This window comes from Paenibacillus sp. SZ31, assembly GCF_012912005.1.
Classification (GTDB): Bacteria; Bacillota; Bacilli; order Paenibacillales; family Paenibacillaceae; genus Paenibacillus.
The window spans coordinates 80,405-104,667 of record NZ_JABBEA010000011.1 but is presented as its reverse complement, the minus strand read 5'-3'; the positions used below and the strand labels follow the sequence as shown (position 1 = coordinate 104,667).

The window sequence follows — 24,263 nt, the reverse complement described above, 5'->3', positions numbered from 1 at the left end:
CCGCAATTGGTTTTATTCGTATCGTAAAGATTCCATCGGGTCCAGCTTCGCAGCTTTTGATGATGGCATCAAACCAGCAACGATACTAATCGCTGTACTTACGACGATCCCGAACAAGATATAATATCCTGAGAGATTAATGAGTTTTGCGCCAAACGCATTGTCCAATAGAATATTTAACACATAACTAATGATTACTGCAAAGATTACCGCAATAATACCACTAAATACGCCTAATAAGGCAGATTCGGAGAAGAATATTCGCTTGATATCTTTCTTTCTCGCTCCAATTGCCCGAAGAATTCCGATCTCCTTCGTCCGTTCCACGACACTGATATAGAGTACTACCAGTATCATAATACCGGATACGATCAACGAAATGCCTGCAATACCCGCAAGTACAATGGAAGCCATACTTACATATGTGGTGATATTCTCCATGACCTTGGCCATTTGGGAGCCTGCGAAACCAGCGTCTACAGCAGCTTCATTGATTTCATTTACATATTTCATATCGGTTGCATAGGCGTTAACCTGAATCGGCCCGATTGTTATTCCTTTGTCAGTATACATTTGCTCCAGCATCTCTGATGAAATGTATCCAGGCGATTGTTGCATTGGAGATTGTGGATCTGCCGCTTCGTAAATCCCTGAAATGGTTACTTCCTTCTCCAAAGTTACTGGTTTATTATTGCCATCCATCTCATTGATATATAGAAACACGGACTTGCCGATCATGGTTTCAGCTTGATCATTTCCGCTTAATTGTTTCGCTGTATCGAGAGGTAACAACATCTGATTTTCTACCGGCAGAACACCAGTTGTCATCAGTGCTGGATCAAAAGCATCCGTTAACGTTGTTAACTGTGTGAGTCCCACACTTTGTTCTTCATTCGCCATAGTCGATTTACCTGTAATGGTCGTGATCGTCTCTACATGATCCACATTAGGAAAATTGCGAATCGTCTCAACATCAGCTTCGGTGAACGGTTCACCTGGTGCCATCAAGGCCTCGGGGCCTTGCATGTCTTTGGCTTCTTCACTCGGCTTCGTTATATCCACGAGCAAAGGGTCCATACTTGAATTGATTTCGTCATTCATATACGTCGTTATACCATTCCCCAGCGAAAGCATCAGCAGTACACTTAATATACCTATAGATCCACCCAAAGCGACCAGAACATTACGCTTGCCGTTGAGTTTCATATTTTTAAGTGCCATCTTGAATGAAGCAAGCAAGCTCAGGCTCCGGGAAGAATCCTGACGACTCTCATAAACAGCCGTAGAAGGATCTTTCAGGTGAATATCATCACTAATGCGCCCTTCTTCAACCTTCACAATACGTGTACCGGAGTCAGCGACTTTCTGCGAGTGAGTTACGGCGATCACCAGCATTCCCTTTTTTGCTATACTGTCGAGCAAAGCGAGGATTTGATCTCCGTTTTCCCTATCCAGAGCACCTGTTGGTTCATCTGCGAGAATAATATCCGGATTGTTGGATAACGCCCGTGCGATGGAAACTCGTTGCTTCTGACCGCCAGATAACTGGTTGGGACGTTTGTTCAGATGATCCTTCAGCCCGACCTCTGTTAATATATCAACGGCACGTTGGTTCCGCTCCTTCTCATTGGTATCCGTCATTTGCATCGCAATCGTCACATTTTCGAGGACAGACAGATGCGGGATCAGATTGAAATTTTGAAAGACAAAGCCGATATTATTCTTCCGATAATCATCCATTTCTTTCTCTGTCATCGCACTTAAGTTCTTGCCACGAACAACGACGTCCCCTTCATAATCGGAGTCCATTCCCCCAATGATATTCATCAGCGTTGACTTACCGCAGCCAGATTCGCCGAGGATGGAGACGAACTCCCCTGTCTCAAAGCTTAAGTTCAAACCGTGGAGTACCGGAACTCTTTCTTTTCCATATAAGGTGTATAATTTCTTCACATTTTTAACTTCTAGTATTTTCATATGGATCTCTTCCTCTCCTGATCATGCACTCTATCTATCTATTTCATGTTTCATATCGTAACAAATCATTGTGAACTGATAATGAACTGGACCATTGCACCTATAAGAGGTTGTTCAAAAGAACTATATGCAAAAAACCCGAATCCTTAGATATAAGGACTCGGGTTGTCTTATTTCGTTATTGCATTTGATAATATAAGTTAAACTAATCATTTACACGATAACGGAGAAGACAGAAAAAACCTGAAAAAGCGAAGCGTTCGCCTTTATCCCCGGATTTTCACCTTTGGAAAAGGGATTCAAAAAATCTGGGGATAACAGCGATTGGAAGGTTATTCTGTCGTCGTAGTGTCAGTGTAAATAATCTTTAGTTCAACTTATAAAGTTTAGATTAGTCCGGCTTTTGCCAGCAGCCTTTTCACAATTGCCGCTGACTGTGCACGACTAATGTCTGCATCTGTCATCAGCTTGCCATCAGCACCTTGTACCAGCTCTTGTTTAATCGCCGATGCAACCGGCTCTGCTGCCCATGATTGTACTTTAGCGCTATCGCTGTATGTGCTCAGCAGGCTTGTTGTCTCTGACGCGTCGGCCTGTGCCAGACCGACCAGTTTCATCGCACGTGACACAATGGTTAGCGCTTCAGCACGAGAAATTTCGCTGTTCGGACGGAAGCTGTCGTCAGCATAACCTGAGATCAGGCCATAGGACACAGCCGTCTGAACCTCATCCTCATACCAGCTGCCTGTCTTCACATCCGTGAATGATGCTGCTTCTGCGCTGTTCGGGGAGTGCAGACCCAAACCTCTTAACAGAACAGCCGTGAACTCGGCACGTGTAATACTGCGGTCCGGCGCAAACACGTTCTCACTGGTACCTTGTACGATCAGACGGGATGCCAGATCCTGTACGTCCTCACGACTCCAGTGATTCGTTACATCGCTGAATGTTGCCGGATGATAGATCAGGGCGTAAGTGCTGTTCGTCAAGCTGTTAATTATAGCAGAATCTTGCCCGTTACCTTTGATAACCTTGGTCGGCACATGCAGAAGGCTGCCATCTGGTTGAAGTACGACACCTGTCGTGATCTTTGAACCATCGACACCCTCTGGGAGTGTAATGGAGCGCTCTACATAAGAGTTAAAACGATCCACATTGACTTGCTGTCCATTCCAGATGGCTTTCACTTCAAAATCAACCGGAGTTGCAACCACCGTAGTGTTCTGCAGCTTGTCTGCTGCGGCCTGAATTGCTGTTTGCTTGGATGTGGCACTAGGCACAATAGCGATTTGAATGGTGATATCTTCCAATGGAACGGTGCTTCCGAATTGGTTCAGAACCTGATCTACCTGAATCTGATTAGCCGGGAGGGTATACGTACCGCTATCAGTTTGAATGACAACTTCGGCATTACTTCCTTCCATCGTTTTGACCAGTTTGCCGTTCAGTTCACCAACGACCGCGCCCTTGCCAGTACCTGTAATGGGTAGCAGAAGCGTTCGCAGTCCACTTCCAATCTGATTAATGACTTTGTCATTATCCACGTGAACAGTGGTAGTAACCTGATTGCCTACCGTTGATGTGGTAGCCGTCGCTGATTGTTCCTGTTTCTGTCCGTTCACATAGATGTCTACGCCTTTGGTTACCGCCGGAGTAGATGGAACCGGGGTAACCACGGGTGTAGTAGGTGATACACTTCCTCCCGAAGAGGAAGCTGGAGAACCCGAATTGCCACCACCTGAGTTTGCTGCTGTAATTGTGATTGTTCCACCGGATAATTCAGTGTAGTTCTCGTGCTCTACATTCGTGAAATGCCAATGTTCTGAATCGGTTTGATCTACGGATAGCTGTTTCGTTCCAGGCGTCGCGTTGCTTTTGGCTTTGATTTCCATATCAAATAATTGGGTTTCATCTACAATTGAATGGTCACCCCCAGTAAAATCAACCCAAATGATCCGTACCCAGCCTTCCGCATTATTAATTTCGTACTGGAAGTCTGCTACACCTTCTTCATTTGGGGATGTGCTCATGACGTTGACAGATTTAGGTGTGATCCGAACGATTTCCAGTGCAGACGTATCATAATCAATCTGCATATTATAAGCTTTCACCCCGAAATGGGATTTTTTCAATGCAACAGGAACATGAACCGTCTGCCCCGCCTGAACACTAACATTTGCAAATTCCACCTGTGATGGTTCTGCCGGCTCTGCCCCAGCTATACTCGGGAATACGAGAGACGAGAGTAGCGTAAGTGCGATGAGACCTGACATTGTTCTTCTGATTCTTGGACGTTTCTTTTTCGGTTGAAACATGTATTAGCCTCCATGTCTATATCAATTGATAGATCGTATGGTCAAGATAGAAAAAGTATGGTTATTCCTTATCTGAAATAAAAAATATGAATTAATCAGGAAGTTGTATTTTTTCTTTTCCAACAATGAATGTTCGTCTAGGCTCCGTATTTGGGTTTGAAGTGGAGTGAGTAATAACTTCAAGCACAAGATAATGATCCTCGTCCTCAGATGTAACGCTATGCTGTTCTCCTGTTTCTCCACCTATCAGCACTCTATCTTCTCCTAAAGCGTCTGTTGCGCGATACCACTGATAAGAGGGAGTATTAAGGGAATCATCATAATCAATATCCATTAGATAGTAATCTGTGGAAAATACATTCTGCATGTACTCCTTCAATTCACCACTCAGTATATACGGCGCATCATCCACTTGTTGGAAGGTCAACACATAGTCATTGTTTTTCCCGCCAAGTGTTTTGCCCTTATATCCTTGTAACAAAGCATCCATGTCCCCCAGAGTAGGTTCCGTATTACGATCCACGTCCATACGGTTCATCTCTACATAGCTAAATCCGCGGCGACTTACAATGTTACGAAGATAATCGAACAAGTCTGCTGCATCCAGAGAATTCACTTTACCGTCTGCATTTACATCCCCTTTTTTACTAATGTAAAGTTCAATATTATCCGTAACAGTCTCTGGTGCACCAGAGATCATATAATTCGCTTTCAATTCGATGTTGATTTTGCCGCTTTGGCGAGGAATAACCACCAATGTACTCGTAGGGGCTGGCATATTCTCATCTTCTCTCGTTTCTACATAGACCTCAGCTATGCTGCTATCACTCGAGATGGCTGTGAGCATATTAAACTCATCGGATCGAAAATGTGTACTTAAATTGATTCTGACTGTATTATTGCTTGTTACCTCTATGGGCACATCGGGTACAAAAGAAGGATCATTTTGTTCCGATGAATAACTTAACCACTGGATGCCATCGTTAAGAACAGGTCGTGAAATGTTTATTACCGGACCAATTGCTCCTGCGTTAGCTTGAGGAAGCGTTCCACCTATAGGCAATGCAATGCCCAACCCGAGTGCAGTCAACATGCTTTTTTTCAATATCGGCTTAAGCCGTTTTTTGTTTTGTTTCCCCTTCAATTCATGTTCCTCCTCGTGTACATTTCAAATTTGAACAACTACATGCTCAGTATAACGAGTCATTCTGAACCGATTCTGAACAGGTCCATGGAACTATTCCCAGTTATAATTCGACAAAAAACGCCATGGAGAAAGCCTCCATGGCGTTTTGAGCACAAATCATTTTCCAGTTTGGATCAAATTGACCTAAAATTAAATTCCTTCAACGATTCGTTTGGCTCTAACCTTCACCTCACGGTAAAGTTCTTCCTCATCGATTGTGAGCAGCTTTCTGCCTCTCATGAGAATCTGGCCATTCACGATCGTGGTGTCCACATCCGCACCGTTTACACTGTATGCCAGTAGCGACTCTACCTCATGTACCGGTTGAAGATGTGGTTTGGCCAAGTCGATCAGAATCAGATCAGCTTTGCGATCCACTTCAAGCACACCCACTTCATGTTGAAGGCCAAGCAGATTAGCACTTCCGCGTGTCGCCATGCTTAGAACTTCCTTGGCTGGCAAGCGAGTGGGATCACCATAGTCCAGCTTTTGCAGCCAGGTCGCGGCTTTGATCTCCTCGAACATATCCACGGTTGTGGCACTTCCCGCTCCATCCGTTCCCATTCCCACGTTAATTCCTTGGGCCAACATCTCGGTAATCGGAGCAATTCCACAACCCAGCTTCAGATTGCTGACCGGATTGTGTGCTACACCGCCGCGCATACCCTTCAATCTGCCGATGTCCCTTCGATTAAGGTGTACGCCATGTGCAAGCAGGACATGTGCCTGTTCGAACATCCCCGCCTCTTCCAAATACTCCGTCGGCGTCATGCCATAGCGCTCACGAATCTTCACGACTTCTTCCTTCGTTTCAGCCAGATGAATATGCAGAGGAATATCCTCCGCGACAGCCATGGCAATGACTTCACGGAGCGGCTCCACGGGACAGGTGTAGGGCGAGTGGGGGCCATACATGGTTGTAATTCGCCCCTCTGCCGCTCCAGACCAACGTTGTACAAGATCGATCGCCTCCTGCAACCTGCGTCCCCCATCATCCTCCATGAATACCATCCCACGTGTAAGCGATGCCCGCATACCTGTTTGCTTCACTGCTTCTGCAATCTCATTCATATGGATATACATATCCGCAAAGGCAGTGGTACCTGAACGGATCATCTCGGCCATGGATAACTTGGCACCCCAATAGATGTCTTCCGGGTTCATCCGTGCTTCGGCAGGCAACATTTTACGTTCGAGCCAGTCCATCAGCTTCAGATCATCCGAGAATCCCCGGAGCAGGCTCATCGGTGTATGTTGGTGGGCATTTATCAGTCCCGGCATAGCAACCTTATTGCGGCCATCGATAATCTCATCGTCAGGTTGAGGAGGAATGTGGTTCGCAATCTGTACAATGCGATCTCCTTCAATACGAATATCCCCCATAAAGGGGGCCTCGGCATCTTTCATCGTTAGGATGGTCGCTTGCTGAATCAATATACTCATTACATTCACGGCTCCTCTGGATTGGTTATCGTTCCTTCCATATCCGAGGGTAAGCCTTCACGTAACGGCAAGGTCAAGTCATTTTAATTTTTGGATCGTCATCTTTCTGAAACTTTGTATAAAGGGTTTAGGGTCAATTTCGACCATGTATGGATACACGCCTGTACTTGTGTGCAGATAGAAAAATCCACCTTCATCGCCCATTCGGCGAAATGACATGTCAAACACTTCCGTAATGTTGAACTCGCGGTATTTGGTCACAATTTTATCTGAATACAGAATCATGGAGCGGGCATTCATCTCAATCTCTTGGGCGAGACCCGTCACTTCTCTCTGTACTTTGTAATAAGGTAATACAGCAACGCAGTTCATGATCTCCCTCCATTCATACCATGATTATTGTTCCATCATAGCAGATTGGAGGGTACCCGCAAAAGAACATGAAACTAGGTGATCTTGGTTGTCACCTTTAGTGGCGTATGAAGTGCATCCTGAATGTCCTGCAAAGAGAGAACCTGTTCAATATGAAACACACCATGTGGCAACGCTGTTCTATACACGCGTTCTGCCACGGCTGCTGCCACGGCTGCTGTCGCATCTGCTTCTTTATGACCAACCAGCAGTTGTTCAACACGGACTTGCTCACCATTTTCCCATCCGACGGCATCAACCTTGACCGCATACATCGGCTCTCCTCCAGGAATAAGGCCAAATGCCTTAACTGTTCCATTGCGAATAGACGGGACACGCAGCAACGAAAATAACCCTGCACGTTTGGAGATTGCCATGGATCTTGTGATCCAGCGGGAGTCCAGACAGAGTCGGGTAGATACGGTTGGGATCCGTAACGTCCGAGCAACCACATGCTGATCCGAAAAGTTAAACCGATAGGCCTTCCGATTCCCCAGTTCCGCTCCAAAATCAATACTTTTGCCATCTCCGAAACTTTGTACCTCAGCAGGCTTGCCCTTTTGCATCACCTGGTAGGTGGCATTCATCTGATCAACGGTCCATTCCACGGCAGCTTTCCCGTGTTTCTCGCCAAGTCCCAGCATTACGGTAATATCTGCTTCCTCCACCTGATCCATATGCATGGTCGCTTCGCGTACAAGCAGATTAGTCACTCCCGGTGATAATCCAACGCTGAGGATCGCGGTCGATTTGGAACGTTGCATTTTGGTGTGTAATTGTTCAACCTGGGCGAGAAAATCATATTTTGCAGAAATATCAATATAATCGGTTCTGGCTTGTGCGCAGGATTCAACAAACCGGGTATCGCTCTGATCGACACACATGATTACAAGCTTCACAGACCGTAACATGGACGGTTCCACAGGTTTTGTCACATCCAGTTGAAGCGGCAGTACAGCACCACCAGTCGATCGGCTGAATTCTTCCGCACGGTTCATGCGCGTACCCGCTGCCCATACTTTACCCGGGAACAATTTCCCCAGCTGAGTACATATCATCTGCCCCACTTGACCATAACCGCCAACCACCCAGATCTGATCTTTCACAGACTTCACGTTAGTTTCGACTTGCATAATACCCCTCCACCCAGAACGCCCCGAAGTAACGTGTAATATGTGAGAAACCGCATTCGGTCAGTAGCTGAGTCATCTCTTCAGAGGATATGGGATCGGATTCACGGCCCAAGGAAGCAGCAAAACGCTCCCACTCTTCAGGAAGAACACCTGCATTCAACATGTGATCCTTCCAAGCTTGCATCATCACTGGATATGCGGAGGATCTAAGATCTGCATTTACAGCGGCGATGATCAGTGGTGCACCCGGTTTAAGTCTCGCTGCGAGGCTGGTCAGAAACGTTCTCTTGGCCTCCATCCCCTGAAGGAAATGTAACATGAGCATGCTTGTGGCCCCATCATATAAAATATCCTCTGGTAATTCTTCAACCGTGACAGATTGCAGCTTCACTCTGGAACCGATGCCGGCTTCCGCGACTCGGATCTCGGCAAGTTGCAGCATGGGCTGTGAAGGATCTACTCCGGTCAATGTCCACCCGGCATGGCGTGATCCAAGCAGAGCAATTTCTTTTCCCCCTCCCGCTCCGGCTACAAGTATATGAATATCGTTGTTATCCGTAACAGATGCTGCAAGCAGCCGTTCCATTAGATCATGCATATGAGAATAACCCGGAATCTTCAGGGCTATCGATTGTTCGTAGCGATGTACATCTGCCGTTTCCCAGCTCATGGGTGATGGATTGTGATTCATGGATACTACACTCCTCTTGAATTGAAGTTAGACTTGACTCGCTGTTCGTCTAATTTCATTATAGAAGGATACGCCGAACCTACAATCCCAGAACATTGGGATATAAGCATAGTGAGAGGAGATATCTTGTTGACATCACGTATTGATCGGAACCACAGACTTATCACTTCTCTTGAAAAAGGAACCTGGACCTCGCGTACCTATCGGGAAGCTGTTCTGAAGCAGATCCATTCGGCGGTGCCTTATGACGCATACTGTTTCACCACCGTTGATCCTCTGACTCTTCTTTCCACAGGAGCTGTGACAGAAGATGGCATTGAAGCCATTCATGATCGGTTATTCATCAATGAATACATGGAAGAAGATATACATAAATACGCTGAACTAATTCGCAGCGGTGAACATACTGCTACATTCCACACGTCCAAGAACGAACAGCCTGACCAAAGCCCACGTTATATCAACATTCTTCAGCCAGCGGGGTTCGGTGATGAACTGCGTGCTGTATTGGTCAGTGGAGACGCTTGTTGGGGATACCTGACCCTGTATCGTAAGACCGAGAATTCTTTTTTTACAGAGGAGGAACGGTCGCTAATTCAGAGCTGGACTACTTCTATTGCATCCATGCTGCGGTCCACGAGTCTGACACTGATGGATGAGATCACGAGTGAAAGTCCCAAGGAACCCGGAATTTTGATCACCTCGGACACGTTCCAGCTCTTATCGCTGAACGCCTCGGCTCAATATTGGCTGTCCCATTTGCGTACGCTGGAGCGTGTAGGGCCAGACATTCTGCCCCGTCCGGTACGTGCAGTGAGTTCCCACTTGCAGCGCAAGAATCGGGTAGAACGGGCTGACGATCGTCAACTCGCTCCCGACTCGCCCTCCAAAGTCTGTATCCAACTTCCGGATGGGCGTTATCTCATCCTTCATGCCAGTCTTATGCAACAGCTTGCGGGACCGGATCAGATTGCTATTCGTTTGGAGCAGGCGATGCCGCAGGATTTGCTGCCCTTGCTCGCCGAGAGCCATGGATTATCCAGTCGAGAACGGGAACTACTGGGTTATGTGCTGCGTAGCTATTCTTCCAAAGAGATTGCTGCCGCGATGCATATTTCTGTCTATACGGTTCAGGATCATTTGAAATCCATTTTCGCCAAAACCAAGGTATCTTCACGTCGCGAGCTCATCTGGTATTTCGTTTCCCGTTTCCAGTTATCGGATGAGCCGGCCATATAAATGCTGAGAGGTAAGCAATTCACTCTACAGTTCCAACTCACTTAGGTTACCAAAGCAAAAAAAGCCACCATTCAGGCGACTTCTTAAGCGACGATATTCTTGTGCTTTGGGGTCGCTTGCTTACTTTCCCCGTGAGCGGATAAGCGTGCGAATGCTCCATTGGACAGATCAAAATCACACTTGTGTTGGTTTCACTTCCACGTCATTGGTATGAGGTCCGAGAATAACATCTCTCTCCATAGAGAAATGTTCCCCATTAACAGTTACATTCTCAAATCTCACGTTCTCTACCTTCCGCGCTTCATCGTAGCCTTCGATATGGGATGGATTCAGACAATTTCCGTTATACGTAATATTTTTGAAAAGAATATCCCGGATCTGTTTCCCCGGAGCAGGATTGTATTTTGCATTTTGCAGTACTCTCACATTGAACAGTTCACCCAATTCGAACGGTTCAATACGGATATTCTCATACACTACGTTCTGTACCGTGTTGTTGTCTCCGGCATTGATCGCAAGACATCCCCAGTAATCCGGCTGTGGTTCGTGATGCTCGAGGATATCAATATCGCTGAATATAATATCCTCAATCACATCTCCATCTCCTTCATAGTTGCCATGTGTGCCTATATTGGCTGGGTGCGCTACATCTGCCCACAAGATCGAACGGGTAACACGAACCCTCCGGGTATCACCTCGATATTCATCCCTTGAAGCATAGATCGCAATACAGTCATCAGAAGTACGCAGAAATACACTGTCGATGTTCACATCTGAACAGGCCATCATGTCAATGCCATCCGACCAGCCACGTGTACTAAAAGTTTTTATATTGCAAATATCTATAGACCCCGATTGACCAATCAGGACTGTATAATGGGGCGGATCAATAACCGTGATGCCTTCAATGGATATGTTTCGGGCGTAACTGATTTCTACCCCACGATAAAAGGTCGTTTTCTCAAAATCGGACAAATACAGAATTCCTCTGCCACGAATGACCACGTCCTCCACGTGACTGCAAATAAAGCCCCCACAGATGACTGCACCACCGGCGATATAGATCATTGTATTCGAAGGTATCTCTAAACGGGATGTATCGAAATAATGGATACCGGGTCGAAAATATATCACTTTGTGTTTCACTGCTGAACTCACAGCTGCCAAATTCCCCAGAATATCTGCCGTGTCATGTATACCCGGTTCAAGCGGCAGGACACCATCATCCGAAACCAGCGGGACATCCTGCTCCAGCGGATTAGCAAAGATATGCAGATTGTGGAATCGATCTCCGTCCACTTCCAGGGATAGTTGCTGTGGACCGTCCAGATGAAGCAATATACGGTTTGCTTCCAACTCACAGCTTAATCCTGTTGAGATTGGGCGGATGACTGCAGCCTCAACACTCCCTTCATTTTTCACAATTTCCAGTTCCGCCGGCCCATTACAATCGAACGTGACCATCGATGCATTGCGGACATCATGCATATCGACCTTCACATTGTAACTGAACAAGGGCTGCCACTCCCCATGTGGCTTGCGGACATTCACGGTGAAGTCCGGGTTGACTACGGCACCAGTCGGGGCTGGATAAACCACTAAATGCGTATTTACAGTCTGCATATCCGTTCTCCTCCATACCTAGAGATGAGACGGTTAGCAGATGAGCACCGTTCCCAGGTTCATCTGCTAACGATCTTGCCATCATCCCTGAAAGTCATTTTTATTTACTGCGTTCCTCATAAATCTGTTGGGCCTCATCCAGTTCCGACTGTCCCCCGGAGTTCAGCCACTGTGACCGGAAATCATCAAAATCTTTATCTGTATTCGCTTCACCAGAGATTGCTTTAATATAATATTGAGCCTGTAGTGTGTTCAAAATGGCCTCATACTGGGCTTTGGTCTTCATCACCGTCGACTGCATCAGATCACTCAAGACAGTTACATCTTCCACATTCGTCAGCTTTTCTTTGAAAGCCAGCTTTTCAGGAGAATAGTGATGCTTCATCATGGAGCTGACTTTGGCACCGAATGGATTATAGAAACCTGCACCCAGTTCACTCATTAACTCCGTACCTGCTGCCGCTTCCGTAACGACCGCCAATTCACCTTCGAGGTTATAGGAGTTTCCTTTTTCCCCAAACACTGTCGTCAAGTAGCCTTCCGTATCCGTCGTGACATACTCCAGAATTTGCAAGATTTTAATTCGTTTGGCGTCATCCTTCTCAAGCTGTGCCCCAAACAACAATGGAGGCTGCAATGCTCCATTAGCCATCGCATACTTCTTGCCGTCCGGCCCAGCGAATGGAACACCGGGAACAAGTTCAATGCCTTTATCCTTGGAGATCAGGCCAAAGTATCCATCATCATACAGATGGTGCCACATTCCGGTTTCAATGATCCCGGTACGCAGACTGACAAATTTGGTTTGAATCTCGCTATTGCCATCAGTGATGAATTCAGGATCAATAATGCCCGCCTTATACCATTCATTTAACAGCTTCAGCGCATTGCGCGCTTCCTCTGTAATTGCGCCATAAGTTACTTTGCCATTCGCGTCCAGTTTGAACTGGTACGGTGCTACTCCGTAAGCTGCGAACACCGTATTGAACAGTTGTGCCTGGGCATCCTTACCTCGTCCGGTCAAGCCATAAGTATCCTTTTTACCGTTGCCGTCCGGGTCATTATTCATGAATTTGGTCAGCACATCCTCAAGCTCGGCAAGATCCTTTGGCGGTTCATTGTAGCCAATAGCCTTCAACCATTGTCCGTTATATGCGGGAATAAAACCTGTTGCACCTTCCCCCCATACCTTGGGAACACCCCAGTTCTTGCCGTTATATGTACCCGGGTCCCAGGCATTTGGATCAACGCTCTCCACGTCCGCCGTGTATTTAGGCATATATTGCTTGATCTCCTCTTGAGATACACTCGCAAGGATACCTTGATCCGCCCATTGCACCACATCGCCTACGGTGCCGTCTACGGAGATAATGTCCGGGATCTGTCCGGAAGCCAGCATGACGTTAAATTGTTCTTTCCAGGTTGCCGTCTCGAAGGAGATATTCTTGAACTTCACATTGAATTTCTCCTCCAGAAACTTCTGGACGTAATTGTTATCGGCTTTGGGAATATTCCAGTTGTTTGCGATTGAAATCTCAATTCGCTTTTCATTACCCCCATCTGAACTTTCACCAGTGCTATTATCAGTAATCGTACCACCACTGCAACCGCTTACGAGTAATGAAGCCGATACCACTAGGCCCAGCATACCGGTAATGAATTTCTTTTGTCTCATCTCTGAATTCCTCCCTTTTGATCTAACAATTCGCATATGTGAATCAAGACACCCTGAGGCAGCCTGAATGAACCTGTGTTACCCTTTGAGCGAGCCTACCATCGTTCCTTTTACGAAGTACTTTTGCAGAAATGGATACACAATAATAATGGGCAGTGCCGTGAACATCAGTGTAGCGGCTTTGATCGGTTCCTGATAACCCAATTCTGAGCCCTTAACGTCTGCCGCGAACATGGATAGATTCTCTCCGGTGATGACTACTCGCCGCAGGAATGTCTGAAGCACTTGCTTGGAAGGGTCCTGGATGTATAACACCGCGTCAAACCAGGCATTCCAATGTCCTACCGCAGACCATAGCGACAATGTGGCGATAACAGGCATCGATAACGGGAGAACGAGTTGAAACAGAATACGCAGATCGTTTGCCCCGTCGATTTTGGCTGAATCCTCCAGCTCATCAGGTATGTTCTGAAAGAAATTACGCAGAATCAGCATGGAGAACGTACTGATCAATCCCGGGATAATGTACACCAGTCGCGAATCCAGCAGCCCAAGCGATTTGATCAGAAAGTAGGAAGGAATCATGCCCCCGCTAAAGAACATCGTGAACACAATTAACATCGTATACACATTGCGATGCGGCAAGTATTTACGGGATAGCGGATATGCTCCAAACGACATGAACAGGATCGAGCACACGGTCCCCACCACGGTACGAAAAACGGTGTTGCCAAACCCCATCCAGATATCTTGATTACCCAGTACTTTCTGCCAAGCAAAAAATGATACCTGCTGTGGATATAGATGGATACCCAATCTCAATGCTTCTGCTGGTGTACTGAACGAGATCGCTAGCATATGAACAAACGGATACAGCATGACAATACACAAAATAATCATGAACGTAATCAAACAACCCTGAAAAAGATTACTGCCCCTGCTATGCTTCACTGCCTTGTCCTCCAATCTGGTTATTCTGTTTAAAAGAGCCCCTGTTGTCCAAACCTTTTAGCCATATAGTTTGTTGCAAGTACCAGCGCAAAAGCAATCACATTTTTGAACAGACCGACCGCTGTCGTCAGGCTGAACTGGAAATTCTGTAAGCCTACCCGGTAAACATAGGTGTCCAGAATATCCGCCACACTATAAGTCGCAGGTGAGTACAGGTTCAAAATCTGATCAAAGCCGGCATCCAGTACATTGCCAATGCGCAGAATAAACATCAGTACGATTACGGGCATAATTGTCGGAAGTGTAATACTGAGGGTCTGCCTCCAGCGACTCGCTCCGTCCATCACAGCAGCCTCGTACATCTCGGGTTGTACACCCGCAAGTGCGGCCAGATAGATAATCGTGCCCCAGCCAACTTCTTTCCAGATCGCCGAAATCACCAGTGTTGACCGGAAATGATTCGGATCTCCCAGAAAATAAACCGACTCCAATCCCACAAGCTGGAGCAAATAATTGACTACACCCGACGATGGAGACAACAGTGTGATCAATATCCCCGAGAGAATGACCCAGGAGAAAAAATGCGGCAGATAGGTCAACGACTGTGCTACCCTTTTGAATGCACCTGACCGGATCTCATTAATCAGTAGCGCGAGTATAATTGGCGCCGGGAATCCAAACAGAATATGCAAAAAACTAATGATGATCGTATTCTTCAGAATCATTAAGAAGTCAGGAGATTGAAAGAACAAAAACTCGAAATGCTTGAATCCCACCCAGGGACTGCCCCAGATTCCATCCATGATCCTGAAATCTTTGAAAGCCAGTTGAATACCGTACATTGGGCCGTATGCAAAGACCGCGTACCAAATCATCACCGGAGCAAGCAACAGAAACAGATATCTGCACTTCTTGTATTCCCTCCAGGTTGCTGCCCATTTTGACGGCTGTTCATGGAATATTTTCTTTTTGCCGTCCACTTCCGGATTGTGCACCGGGTTCATGATAACCGCTCCTTTCCAACCATCCAAAATTCCTCAAGCCACACATCAATCTTAGAATTATGTAAGCGCTTTTTCTATTGCAAGTTCATTCGATTCTTTATAAATTCTTTCACGGTTTCTTATAAAATCTAACGAATTCATAAAAAATGACCGCTGCTTGGGTAACATTCGTTAGATGCTCCAAACAACAGTCATATGCACCTTACCTTTGAGCTTCATACTTGCTTCTGCTATTCCTTCTCCAGAGATAATGAATCCAGCGCTGCCAGCTGTGAATTCCGATATTGCACAGGCGTTACGCCGTAGCGTGATTTGAATTTGCTATGAAAATACTGAGGATTCCGGTATCCGACTTGCGTTGCAATAACCGACACCGAGAGCCGTGGTTGATCACGCAGCAGATCCGCAGCTTTTTCCAGCCTCAGCCGGGTTACATATTCCGTAAAAGATTCTTTGGTCCCTTCACTGAAAAGTGTAGAAATATAAGCAGGGGCCAGTGAAACCTCCTTCGAGAGGATTTGCAGGGATAACTCTTCATGCAAATGCTCTGCAATATATACCTTCAACGTACGAATCACATCCGTGTGAGCATGGTTACCCGCATACTTCAAATGTTCGGTAATCTGCATGCACAGCCTGCGAATTCCTTCGACCGTCTCGATCAGCGTATCCTTTTTCAATTCATCAAAAATATTGGAATGCGGCAGAAAGTGCTGTAACTTCAACTCAAGCACCGATTGATACAATTGCATTATTAATTGCAGCACAGCGAGTTCTGCAGTCTCGATCTGCATATGACCATCCTGAAGAATCTCCAGAAAATGATTAATGAAATCAGCAACCGCCTCCTGATCTCCTGCCTGTAGTGCATTTTTGAAATGATCGTATTGAAACAGATAAGGCGCTGTACTCATCTCCAGGACTCTGGAATACGCAACGATTGAATCCTTTCCATATAAAAAATGATATCTGCTTGCCTGCTTGGCCATCTGATAAGAATCGGCGAGCGCTTCTGGGTGGTCTACCCTGCTCCCAATAGCCGCTCCAAACCGGGAACCATGCTCATTAGAATGCTGAGCCGCCTGCAAATCGGCCATAATACGATTGTCTTCGTCGTGTTCATCAGGAGAAATATAATAAATGATAGCCGCCTCATTTTCATTCAATGGAACGAAGATACTGTGTAAAGACCTATTCATCTTTTCATAACGCATCTTCAGACCTGTACTGCCCTCCTCTGGAATCCGGAGATAGACGGTGCAATAGTGATACCCCGGTTGGATGAACTGCTCCGCTTCGATCTCCAGGCTTACGCCAAGCAAGAGATTTTTTAAATCATTTTTTCTCGCTTGGGTTTCGAGGTTTACGATCTTTTCCTCCATCAGATGGAAGGTGTTACCTATAAAAGCATACTCATTACCTAAGGACGTGACAGCACTTGATGTATGTAAACCTTTGATCTGCATCATCAGTCTTTTTACCGGAATGTAGAGTTGTTTGGAGAAAAAGAACGATAGTAGCAAACCAAATAGAACAACTACGCCGCAACTAATTACAAGACTGTTTTTCAACTGTTCAGAGGACAGGACAAATGAGTTCATCGGACGATACATCGCATACGTCCAATCCTGCTGCGAGTTCGCGGACTCCAGATAAGACAGAACGGCTTTGCCTTCCGCTCCTTCTATAATCTGTTCTCCGCTTTGGCGGTTGTGAATAGTGTTCTGTAATAAACCACCGAGAGCCTCATCATACTCCCCCGTGTGAAGCAGCTCTTTACCCGAAGAGTCGAAAATATACAGCTGGTCTGCCGGGGAACTCAAGATTCGGGAAGCCGCCGTCTGCAGATATTCCACCCCTACATCCATAAAGAAATAACCCATGGTTGGCACGCCAGGTGTCTCATATGGCAATTTAATCACATAGGTCATCACCTTGCTTCCATCAGCCAATGTCCGAAACAGCCATTCTTTAGGCTTCACTTCGTTCAGCTTCAGAATGAAAGCTGCATCTTCGGATGTACAACTCTTCATATGAAAGTTGCTGGCATCCACGACATAATGATGGGCCGGAAAATAAACGGTAACATTGGTTAACCCTTCATTTTCAATCCTGTAGAATTCCAGTTCCTGCCGAAAGGATGCAATGCGACTCAAATTCCCCTCCCAGCTCTTCGTTAACAATAGATTCAAGTTGAAGTTATTCTGAATGAACCGAATGGAGAGTGCTTTATTCTGCAGGTTGTCTTCATATTTCTTTAATATCGTCTGCTCGATATAATCCTTGGCGGAAATCAGGCGATTTTTATTGTCTTTGGCAATCTCATCTTCCATCATTTCATTAGCCTGGGTATACCAATACCCACCCATAATGCCGATCAGAACCACAGACAGAACAGTATATGACAATATAAATTTGATAAAGATGGTTTTTCTGTATTCAAGCATTTTCATCCATCCCCTTTGGCTTCGCTCATCGTGCACTATCCCGTCCCTATAACAATGTATGCGCTATCATAAATGAGATTAACAATAGTTATTCATATTGCTTAAGCTATCAAAATCATTCTCTAAAATCCAGTATAAAATCTTTCACTTCATTCTAATTTCTTTCAACCCTGTAGTGGACCTGCACATATCTGGTACAAAACAATGCAAAAAAATGCCCCAAAGCCTCCTTATTCAGTGGCTTCGGGACATTTACATTGAACACGTGCTTTTTTTTGCAGACAAGCAGATTCGTCAAAATGATTTATTAGGATGGTTCGAGCTCAGCACCTCCTATCATCCTTCTTCGTTCGGTTCCGTCTGGATAACTAGTGCCTGTACCGCCTGAAGCAGTTCGTTAGCTGCGGAATCAATCTGTGTTTGGGTGCTGTCCGCATCTACCGCTATTACCGCTCCCAGTGATTTGGCCGCCAACATGGCAGTAAAGCCAGCCTCATCATAGGTTTCTTCCTGTAAGGTGTCTGCTTGTTCCAGTAGCATGACTAGCAGTGTCGGGTCTCTGGGATTACTATACAATTCCAGTTCCGCCACGTTGGCATAACCGCCTGGTGAATAGTACCTCAGATAACGGAACGCTGTATCGTTGGTTATCGAAGCTGTATGCCATTGGACGCTACTGATCCCGCTGATGGTATACAAATCGGTGTAATGCGTGCCGTCGTTAGATCCCTGTAGAATAGCTCCGTTAACACGCGTAATTTCTGAAGCCTTACCATTTCTCGGATAAAACTTGAAGCTCGACAATGACTCGGCCTCATTTTCTCCCAAATCAATATCAATCCATGCTACAGCATCCTTCGTATCGGTAAACGTATCCACATTACTGTCCACGGCACGCCAACCATTCTGCTCTTTGGTCCCCTTGTTCTGATAGACTGGCGTGGAAGCCGCCACCATGGAAGGTGTTATAGTGACCTTCTGCGCAGGCAGGGAAGCAAGAGAAACCAGCTGCTCTTGAGCCTGGAACAACTCCTCCAGCAAAGCGGACCGATCGGATGCAGGATTGTTGAAGAGTGCTCGAATCCGCTCAACCTCTTGCATGTATTGGTAATAGCTTCCCTTCGTATATACATCGGGGCTGACTACCTTGGAATCGATGCTGCGAATATCATATTGTCCGTACAATTCCACTTCTGCCACATTCCCGTTCCATGCAGCGCTGTTGTAAATTCTCAGGTATCGGTAAGCATCATGATCGATTATTTTGTCCCCGCCAATGTAAGTCCACTTGCCTTCTGCTGTTCCTGTGACGGCTGCAATCAAGTTCGTCCAGCTGTTATTGTCATTCGAACCTTGCAGGACCACTCCGTTCATTCTTGCGGGATAGGAGGCTCTGGGCATTAGCATTATATCGCTCAGCGTTACGGATACGTCTGGTCCAAAGTCCACCGTATAGTAAGCTCCGGCACCAGTAGCCAGATCGCCGAAAGTCCCCGTATTGCCATCGAACAATAGATAGCCTACTCGTTCATTGCTCAGTCCGCCTGTACCATACTGCTTATCCGAAGCCATTACTGTCGCCAACCTGGATACATCGAGAAGCTTGAATTGGTTCACCAAATACAGCGAAGATCGATCCGTCGTGAAGATGGCAGGACCTGCGGACAGTCCATTAACGGTCTTATAATCAATGGCAAACCGAATAGGACCTGTAGGCGCAAGATTGTCCATGACCGCAGATGCCGTCCAATTCAGCTGATCCGTTGAATGCACGGTTGCCTCCTGACCTTGAATCACAGCCTGCACATCTTGAATCGGTTCGGTGGATACAAAGGTCAGCACAACCGTATTGCCTGCATCAACGCGGTTTTGTACGCTCTGGGGCGAGCTTATTGAGAGCGATTGAAGTTTATTATTCGTTTCATGGCGTTCTCCAAATATTCTGAATTCGGACAACTCCAGCATCGTACTGGATGGCTCAATCATCTGAATCTTGAAGAAACGGAAGGCAGTATTCCTGTGACCTTCGCTGACTTCAAGTGTCTGCATATCTTCAGATACGACGGTCAACCCTGGGGTTAGCCGTGTCCATGTTTCATTATCATTAGAACCAAAAATCGCAGTACCGCCGATCCGCTCGGGGAAGCTTGCCCTTACCTGAAGGGAGAAAGCATCCGCAGTGACTTTATAATCCGGTCCAAAATCCATGGTGTGTGTCAAATTGACGGCGTTACCGTAAAATGCAAAGCTCCCCGCGTAATTATCCAATAAATTCAGCGTTTCGTTGTAGAAGGTTGCGGCAGCCAGCATATTGGAATAGTCCATACTTCCATCCTGAAGCTGCGGTGTTAATTCTTGGAGACCTACTACCGCAGCTCTCAACTCCACCAGCTTTTGCAAAAACTCGTCATCTGAAGCCGTTGCTATTACATCCATGACATCAGCATATATGCTATTGTAGTGTGTTAAACTCGCAGATACATAGCTGGTTTCCGGGTTATAGGCAGCAATCACTGCGGCAACGGCAGACGAACGGTCAGCGCTCACGATGACCTTGACTTCTTTGGCTGTGATGGTGGCCCCATCCGTCGCTCCTACCACTATGGAGTAGGTGCCGACCTGCTCCGGCTTCCACGAAAAAGCACCCGTGCTTTCGTCAAAGACAGCCCCTTCAGGCTTATGATCGATCTGGTAAGTAACGCTATCGCCTATGCCATCATCGATGGCAGTAAAATCGTACTGCAATGCTGCATTTGACCCGACATACGTATACAAATCAAGAGAGGTTCCGCTATCGTTAAAAACAGGTGGCGTCAGCTGTTCACCCGCTTTTAGATGTATGTGATCCATATCCACTACAGTGCCCGCTCCCTGAATTTTGAAATACGTCAAATCACTTAGACCTCGCAAGTTGTGCATGGTGTAGGATACATATTTCCACTGCCCCTTGGTATCCGGCAAAATCAAAGGAGCATTGTGCCACCCATTGATCACAAGCTTGGCTGTACCGTTCGTCCGTATTCGCAGACCTATGGTTTTGACGGGAGTGCTGGTACTGACGACGGAGAATCGACTCCCCTCTTCCGTGGCTGTAATCTCTACAAAGGACGTTTCACCCTCTTGTTTTATCTCGGAATGTGAATCCAGACTTGTAGCTCGGTGTTCGATTTCATTCCAATCCGCATTCGTCGATACTTTTGGAAGTGTTGTTGCGCCCTCAGTAGCTGCTTCTTCGGGGATAAACATCCAATAATCGGCGCCTCCATCCGGAGATTCCCAATAGAACGGTAGTCGCTTCTTAAACATATCGGCATAGTATGGAGCTTCCTCTTCCATATCTAGGCCTGCCGCATATTTGTAATAATAGTAGAGACCATATACGTTGCCGCCAATACGTCCTCTGTATCCTTCAGCCAGCTCTTTATAGATAATGGTCGGATTGCCATCGGCATCCGTATGAGCCGCCACCGGTGTCCATGGCGTATCATGGCCCAGCATGAACTGTGCAAAATAATCGGTTGCTTTCAATATCCTTTGATCCAGATATTCGTAAGCATTAACCGCATTCTCCATAGTGGACACCGTTCCTGCGACTGGATCGACCTTAGTTTCCTGTGCTTCCAACAGGCGGGCCAAGATCTCCACATTGGTGAGGTCCCCAGCGCCATGGGCCTGATCCCTGCCCATCTCCACATGCTGCACTCTCGGTGGAACCACTGCTTCACCTGTCACAATATTAGTGTCCACCCATCGAAACAGCTGCTTGATCGAGCCATTCTGCCCTTGATCCACAGCGGATTCATTCACGGTAAACCATTCCACGCCCTCATTGTAACGGTCACGGTTTCCTGTAAATATATATCCCGACATCGCTCCAAGGAGCGGATACAGATGCTGGTTCATAAAATACCCGTTATCATGTTGGAAAGTATCAATGACCGGATAGATGAGATTATTGCTAAAATCGGTTGTGTCCTGGTCTGTCCACTTCAGGTCTTGCGTTGTGCTGCTCGTATATCTTAAAATCTCTGCTGCTGTCACCATGCGATTCAGTGGAATTCCGGTGTGAATGTGCGAATCAATGAAATAGGTGTATTTGGCAGGGTCCATCTGAGACCAGATTCGAATGATGCCCATCGCGTTAGCCCTGTACACCTCTTCCCCGGTTACATAATACATGATGGCTTGCGTGTAGGCCTTTAAGCCGTCCGCAATAAATCTGGAGTTAAAGGATTGACTGTTAAAATCCAAGCTGCCAGGCTTTGTCGGATCCGCACTGCTCTGATTGCTGGACGTAACGTTTCTAGATGCGGTTGGAGAATTTTCCATTCGATTAAAATAACTGTACCAAGGCTCTTGCTTTGCCAGCACCTGTGTGCGCATATTCTCAAGAATGTCCTTGGTGAGCCCAATTCCCGGATGTTTGAAACCGCTTGCATCAATTTCCTCATAAATCGTTGGGAGATATTCTGTTGCCGTATTCTCATTCACAGACGCCGCATTTGATACTGGATAAGGATAAGCCATTGCAACCAAACTCACGATTAAAATAAACATTACAATACACTTGGCCTGGTTTTTAAAGCCCCGCTTTTGTCGAGATGCCATGTACACTCCTCCTTCATGTCGTAGACTTGTGTAACATTCACTTCGTTTGAATGATGCGTCGTTATTTTCTATATCATTGCAGGATTTCACAAGCTTCGTCCATTGCAATATCATTCAATTTGTTAAGATATCTTTCAAATCATTCAGATGGTATGCTCATTGTAATGCATGACTTCGCTATCATAGATGCTTTTGCCCTCTTTTGGCACAGGAATGTCTGCTCTCAACACAAAAAGAAGCCTAATCCATATGGATCAGGCTTCTTCATTATGTTTTTCGTGTTCAACAAGTTTCCGTAGTCACCATGTTTCCATAGTCTCCTGCGACCGACTTGATTAAGACTTTGCAGGTTTCCGAGAAGGTTTGGATGAACTGGCATTTTTATTCTTTTTCTTACTCACTTCCACAACCACAGGCTCCTGCGGATGTTCTACAGGATACATTTTACGGAACAATAACGTCTGTAGTACCAGGAATGCCCCCCCTACCGTCCAGTAAAGTGGCATAGCTGCCGGGGCTGATAGAGAAAAGAATGCCATCATCAGTGGGGAGAGATAACCCATAATGGCGAACTGTTTTCGCTGCTCAGGCGCCATATTGGCTTGTGATACCTTCGCTTGCACCAGATAAATGACCGCGACCACCACAGCGAGTACGTAGTCCGGCGCTCCCAGTTTGAACCAAAGGAACGAATGGGAAGAAAGTTCCGGTGTAAGTCGGATAGCCGTGTAAATACCTGACAGGATAGGCAACTGAATGAGCATCGGCAAGCAACCAATATTCAGCGGATTGAACTTATGCTTCTTGTATAGCTCCATCGTTTCCTGAGACAGCTTTTGCTTATCAGCAGGATCATTTTTGCCTTCATATTTTTTCTTGAGCGCATCCATCTCGGGTTTCATGGCGTTCATGATGACACGTGTTCCCTGCTGGGACTTGGCTTGACGCATCATCAACGGCAGCAGCGCAAGACGAATGATCAGTGTGATCACGATAATTGCGACCCCGTAGCTTCCATTAAATATGGTGGCAATGTGCTGTATCAGATACGATAGTGGAAATACAATATAGTGGTTAAAAAATCCCGGTGTCGATGAAGTAATCTCCGACACGTTGTTGCTGCATCCGGCAAGCAGCATGACTGCAAACAAAATGGCAATCAGGCCATAGATCCGTCCCTTGCCCGATCCAAAAGTGAATCCCTTGTTAGTCTTATGTTCCATATATATCCTCCTCGTTGATTTGTTGACCAATCGTTCAACGAGGAATGACAATCTGGTTCATCTTCATCGGGCGCTTCTCTTCGTCTAATCATGCGGCTCCAGTCTTCCTGTCTGTGTTGTCTGTCCAAACACAGGGCAGGAAGTACAGGTTCAAGTCCACCACCGACGCCACCTTCCACCCAGTACTCTGTCATGCCACAGTGAAGATGGGCAATATAGGCATAGCTGACGGTGAAGATGAGTCCAATCGAGAATAAATATGGTAATAACTCCTGCAGTTCAAACAAGGGATTCACCCCCTTTATAGGTTAGTTTTTATATTATAACACTTACATAT

General features: G+C 46.2%; 16 protein-coding genes. 1 reads left to right on the top strand and 15 read right to left on the bottom strand.

All coding sequences use genetic code 11. The features are described 5' to 3' along the window. Positions 1-12 precede the first annotated feature (12 nt). The 7 genes from HF638_RS19965 to HF638_RS19935 all read right to left on the bottom strand — a co-directional run bounded on the left by HF638_RS19965 (position 13) and on the right by HF638_RS19935 (position 9,156). Positions 13-1,977 (bottom strand): ABC transporter ATP-binding protein/permease, encoded by a 1,965-nt coding sequence (locus HF638_RS19965; protein ID WP_169481726.1) that lies wholly within the window; start codon positions 1,975-1,977, stop codon positions 13-15. 386 nt (positions 1,978-2,363) lie between these two features. Then, positions 2,364-4,292 carry an S-layer homology domain-containing protein gene (locus tag HF638_RS19960; protein WP_169481725.1) on the bottom strand — a complete coding sequence of 643 codons (1,929 nt, stop codon included), beginning with the start codon at positions 4,290-4,292 and terminating at the stop codon, positions 2,364-2,366. 91 nt (positions 4,293-4,383) lie between these two features. Next, the gene (locus HF638_RS19955) at positions 4,384-5,436 is read right to left on the bottom strand and encodes a dockerin type I domain-containing protein (protein WP_169481724.1); all 1,053 of its coding nucleotides are present in this window, start codon (positions 5,434-5,436) and stop codon (positions 4,384-4,386) included. Between the two features lie 192 nt (positions 5,437-5,628). Continuing rightward, the gene (locus HF638_RS19950) at positions 5,629-6,921 is read right to left on the bottom strand and encodes an amidohydrolase (protein ID WP_169481723.1); all 1,293 of its coding nucleotides are present in this window, start codon (positions 6,919-6,921) and stop codon (positions 5,629-5,631) included. A gap of 78 nt (positions 6,922-6,999) precedes the next feature. After that, complete coding sequence (locus tag HF638_RS19945) at positions 7,000-7,293, bottom strand: hypothetical protein (protein ID WP_076214685.1); 294 nt, start codon at positions 7,291-7,293, stop codon at positions 7,000-7,002. A gap of 74 nt (positions 7,294-7,367) precedes the next feature. After that, entirely contained in the window at positions 7,368-8,465 is a 1,098-nt protein-coding gene (locus tag HF638_RS19940) for a saccharopine dehydrogenase family protein (RefSeq protein WP_169481722.1), read from the bottom strand. Next, entirely contained in the window at positions 8,449-9,156 is a 708-nt protein-coding gene (locus tag HF638_RS19935; RefSeq protein WP_169481721.1) for a class I SAM-dependent methyltransferase, read from the bottom strand. The genes HF638_RS19940 and HF638_RS19935 overlap by 17 nt, the downstream gene beginning before the upstream one ends. 129 nt (positions 9,157-9,285) lie before the next feature. Between HF638_RS19935 and HF638_RS19930 the strand changes: the two genes are divergently transcribed. Beyond that, positions 9,286-10,395 carry a helix-turn-helix transcriptional regulator gene (locus tag HF638_RS19930; protein WP_248278209.1) on the top strand — a complete coding sequence of 370 codons (1,110 nt, stop codon included), beginning with the start codon at positions 9,286-9,288 and terminating at the stop codon, positions 10,393-10,395. Positions 10,396-10,569: 174 nt separating this feature from the next. Here HF638_RS19930 and HF638_RS19925 read toward each other — a convergent pair whose 3' ends face one another. The 8 genes from HF638_RS19925 to HF638_RS19890 all read right to left on the bottom strand — a co-directional run bounded on the left by HF638_RS19925 (position 10,570) and on the right by HF638_RS19890 (position 24,213). Continuing rightward, entirely contained in the window at positions 10,570-12,018 is a 1,449-nt protein-coding gene (locus tag HF638_RS19925; protein WP_169481720.1) for a glycosyl hydrolase family 28 protein, read from the bottom strand. Positions 12,019-12,118: 100 nt separating this feature from the next. Next, positions 12,119-13,693 carry an extracellular solute-binding protein gene (locus tag HF638_RS19920; protein WP_169481719.1) on the bottom strand — a complete coding sequence of 525 codons (1,575 nt, stop codon included), beginning with the start codon at positions 13,691-13,693 and terminating at the stop codon, positions 12,119-12,121. Between the two features lie 78 nt (positions 13,694-13,771). Beyond that, positions 13,772-14,644: a carbohydrate ABC transporter permease gene (locus tag HF638_RS19915; RefSeq protein ID WP_340401724.1), complete on the bottom strand. Its 873-nt coding sequence runs from the start codon at positions 14,642-14,644 to the stop codon at positions 13,772-13,774. Between the two features lie 29 nt (positions 14,645-14,673). Further along, positions 14,674-15,648 (bottom strand): ABC transporter permease, encoded by a 975-nt coding sequence (locus HF638_RS19910; protein ID WP_169481718.1) that lies wholly within the window; start codon positions 15,646-15,648, stop codon positions 14,674-14,676. 230 nt (positions 15,649-15,878) lie between these two features. Next, positions 15,879-18,095 (bottom strand): helix-turn-helix domain-containing protein, encoded by a 2,217-nt coding sequence (locus tag HF638_RS19905; RefSeq protein WP_169481717.1) that lies wholly within the window; start codon positions 18,093-18,095, stop codon positions 15,879-15,881. Positions 18,096-18,431: 336 nt separating this feature from the next. After that, positions 18,432-22,703 (bottom strand): discoidin domain-containing protein, encoded by a 4,272-nt coding sequence (locus tag HF638_RS19900; protein ID WP_248278208.1) that lies wholly within the window; start codon positions 22,701-22,703, stop codon positions 18,432-18,434. 335 nt (positions 22,704-23,038) lie between these two features. After that, a complete protein-coding gene (yidC, locus tag HF638_RS19895; RefSeq protein ID WP_169481716.1) occupies positions 23,039-23,926 on the bottom strand; it encodes a membrane protein insertase YidC in 888 nt (295 codons plus the stop codon). After that, entirely contained in the window at positions 23,863-24,213 is a 351-nt protein-coding gene (locus tag HF638_RS19890) for a hypothetical protein (RefSeq protein WP_211175704.1), read from the bottom strand. Before HF638_RS19890 ends, yidC begins: the two co-directional genes overlap by 64 nt. Positions 24,214-24,263 lie beyond the last annotated feature (50 nt).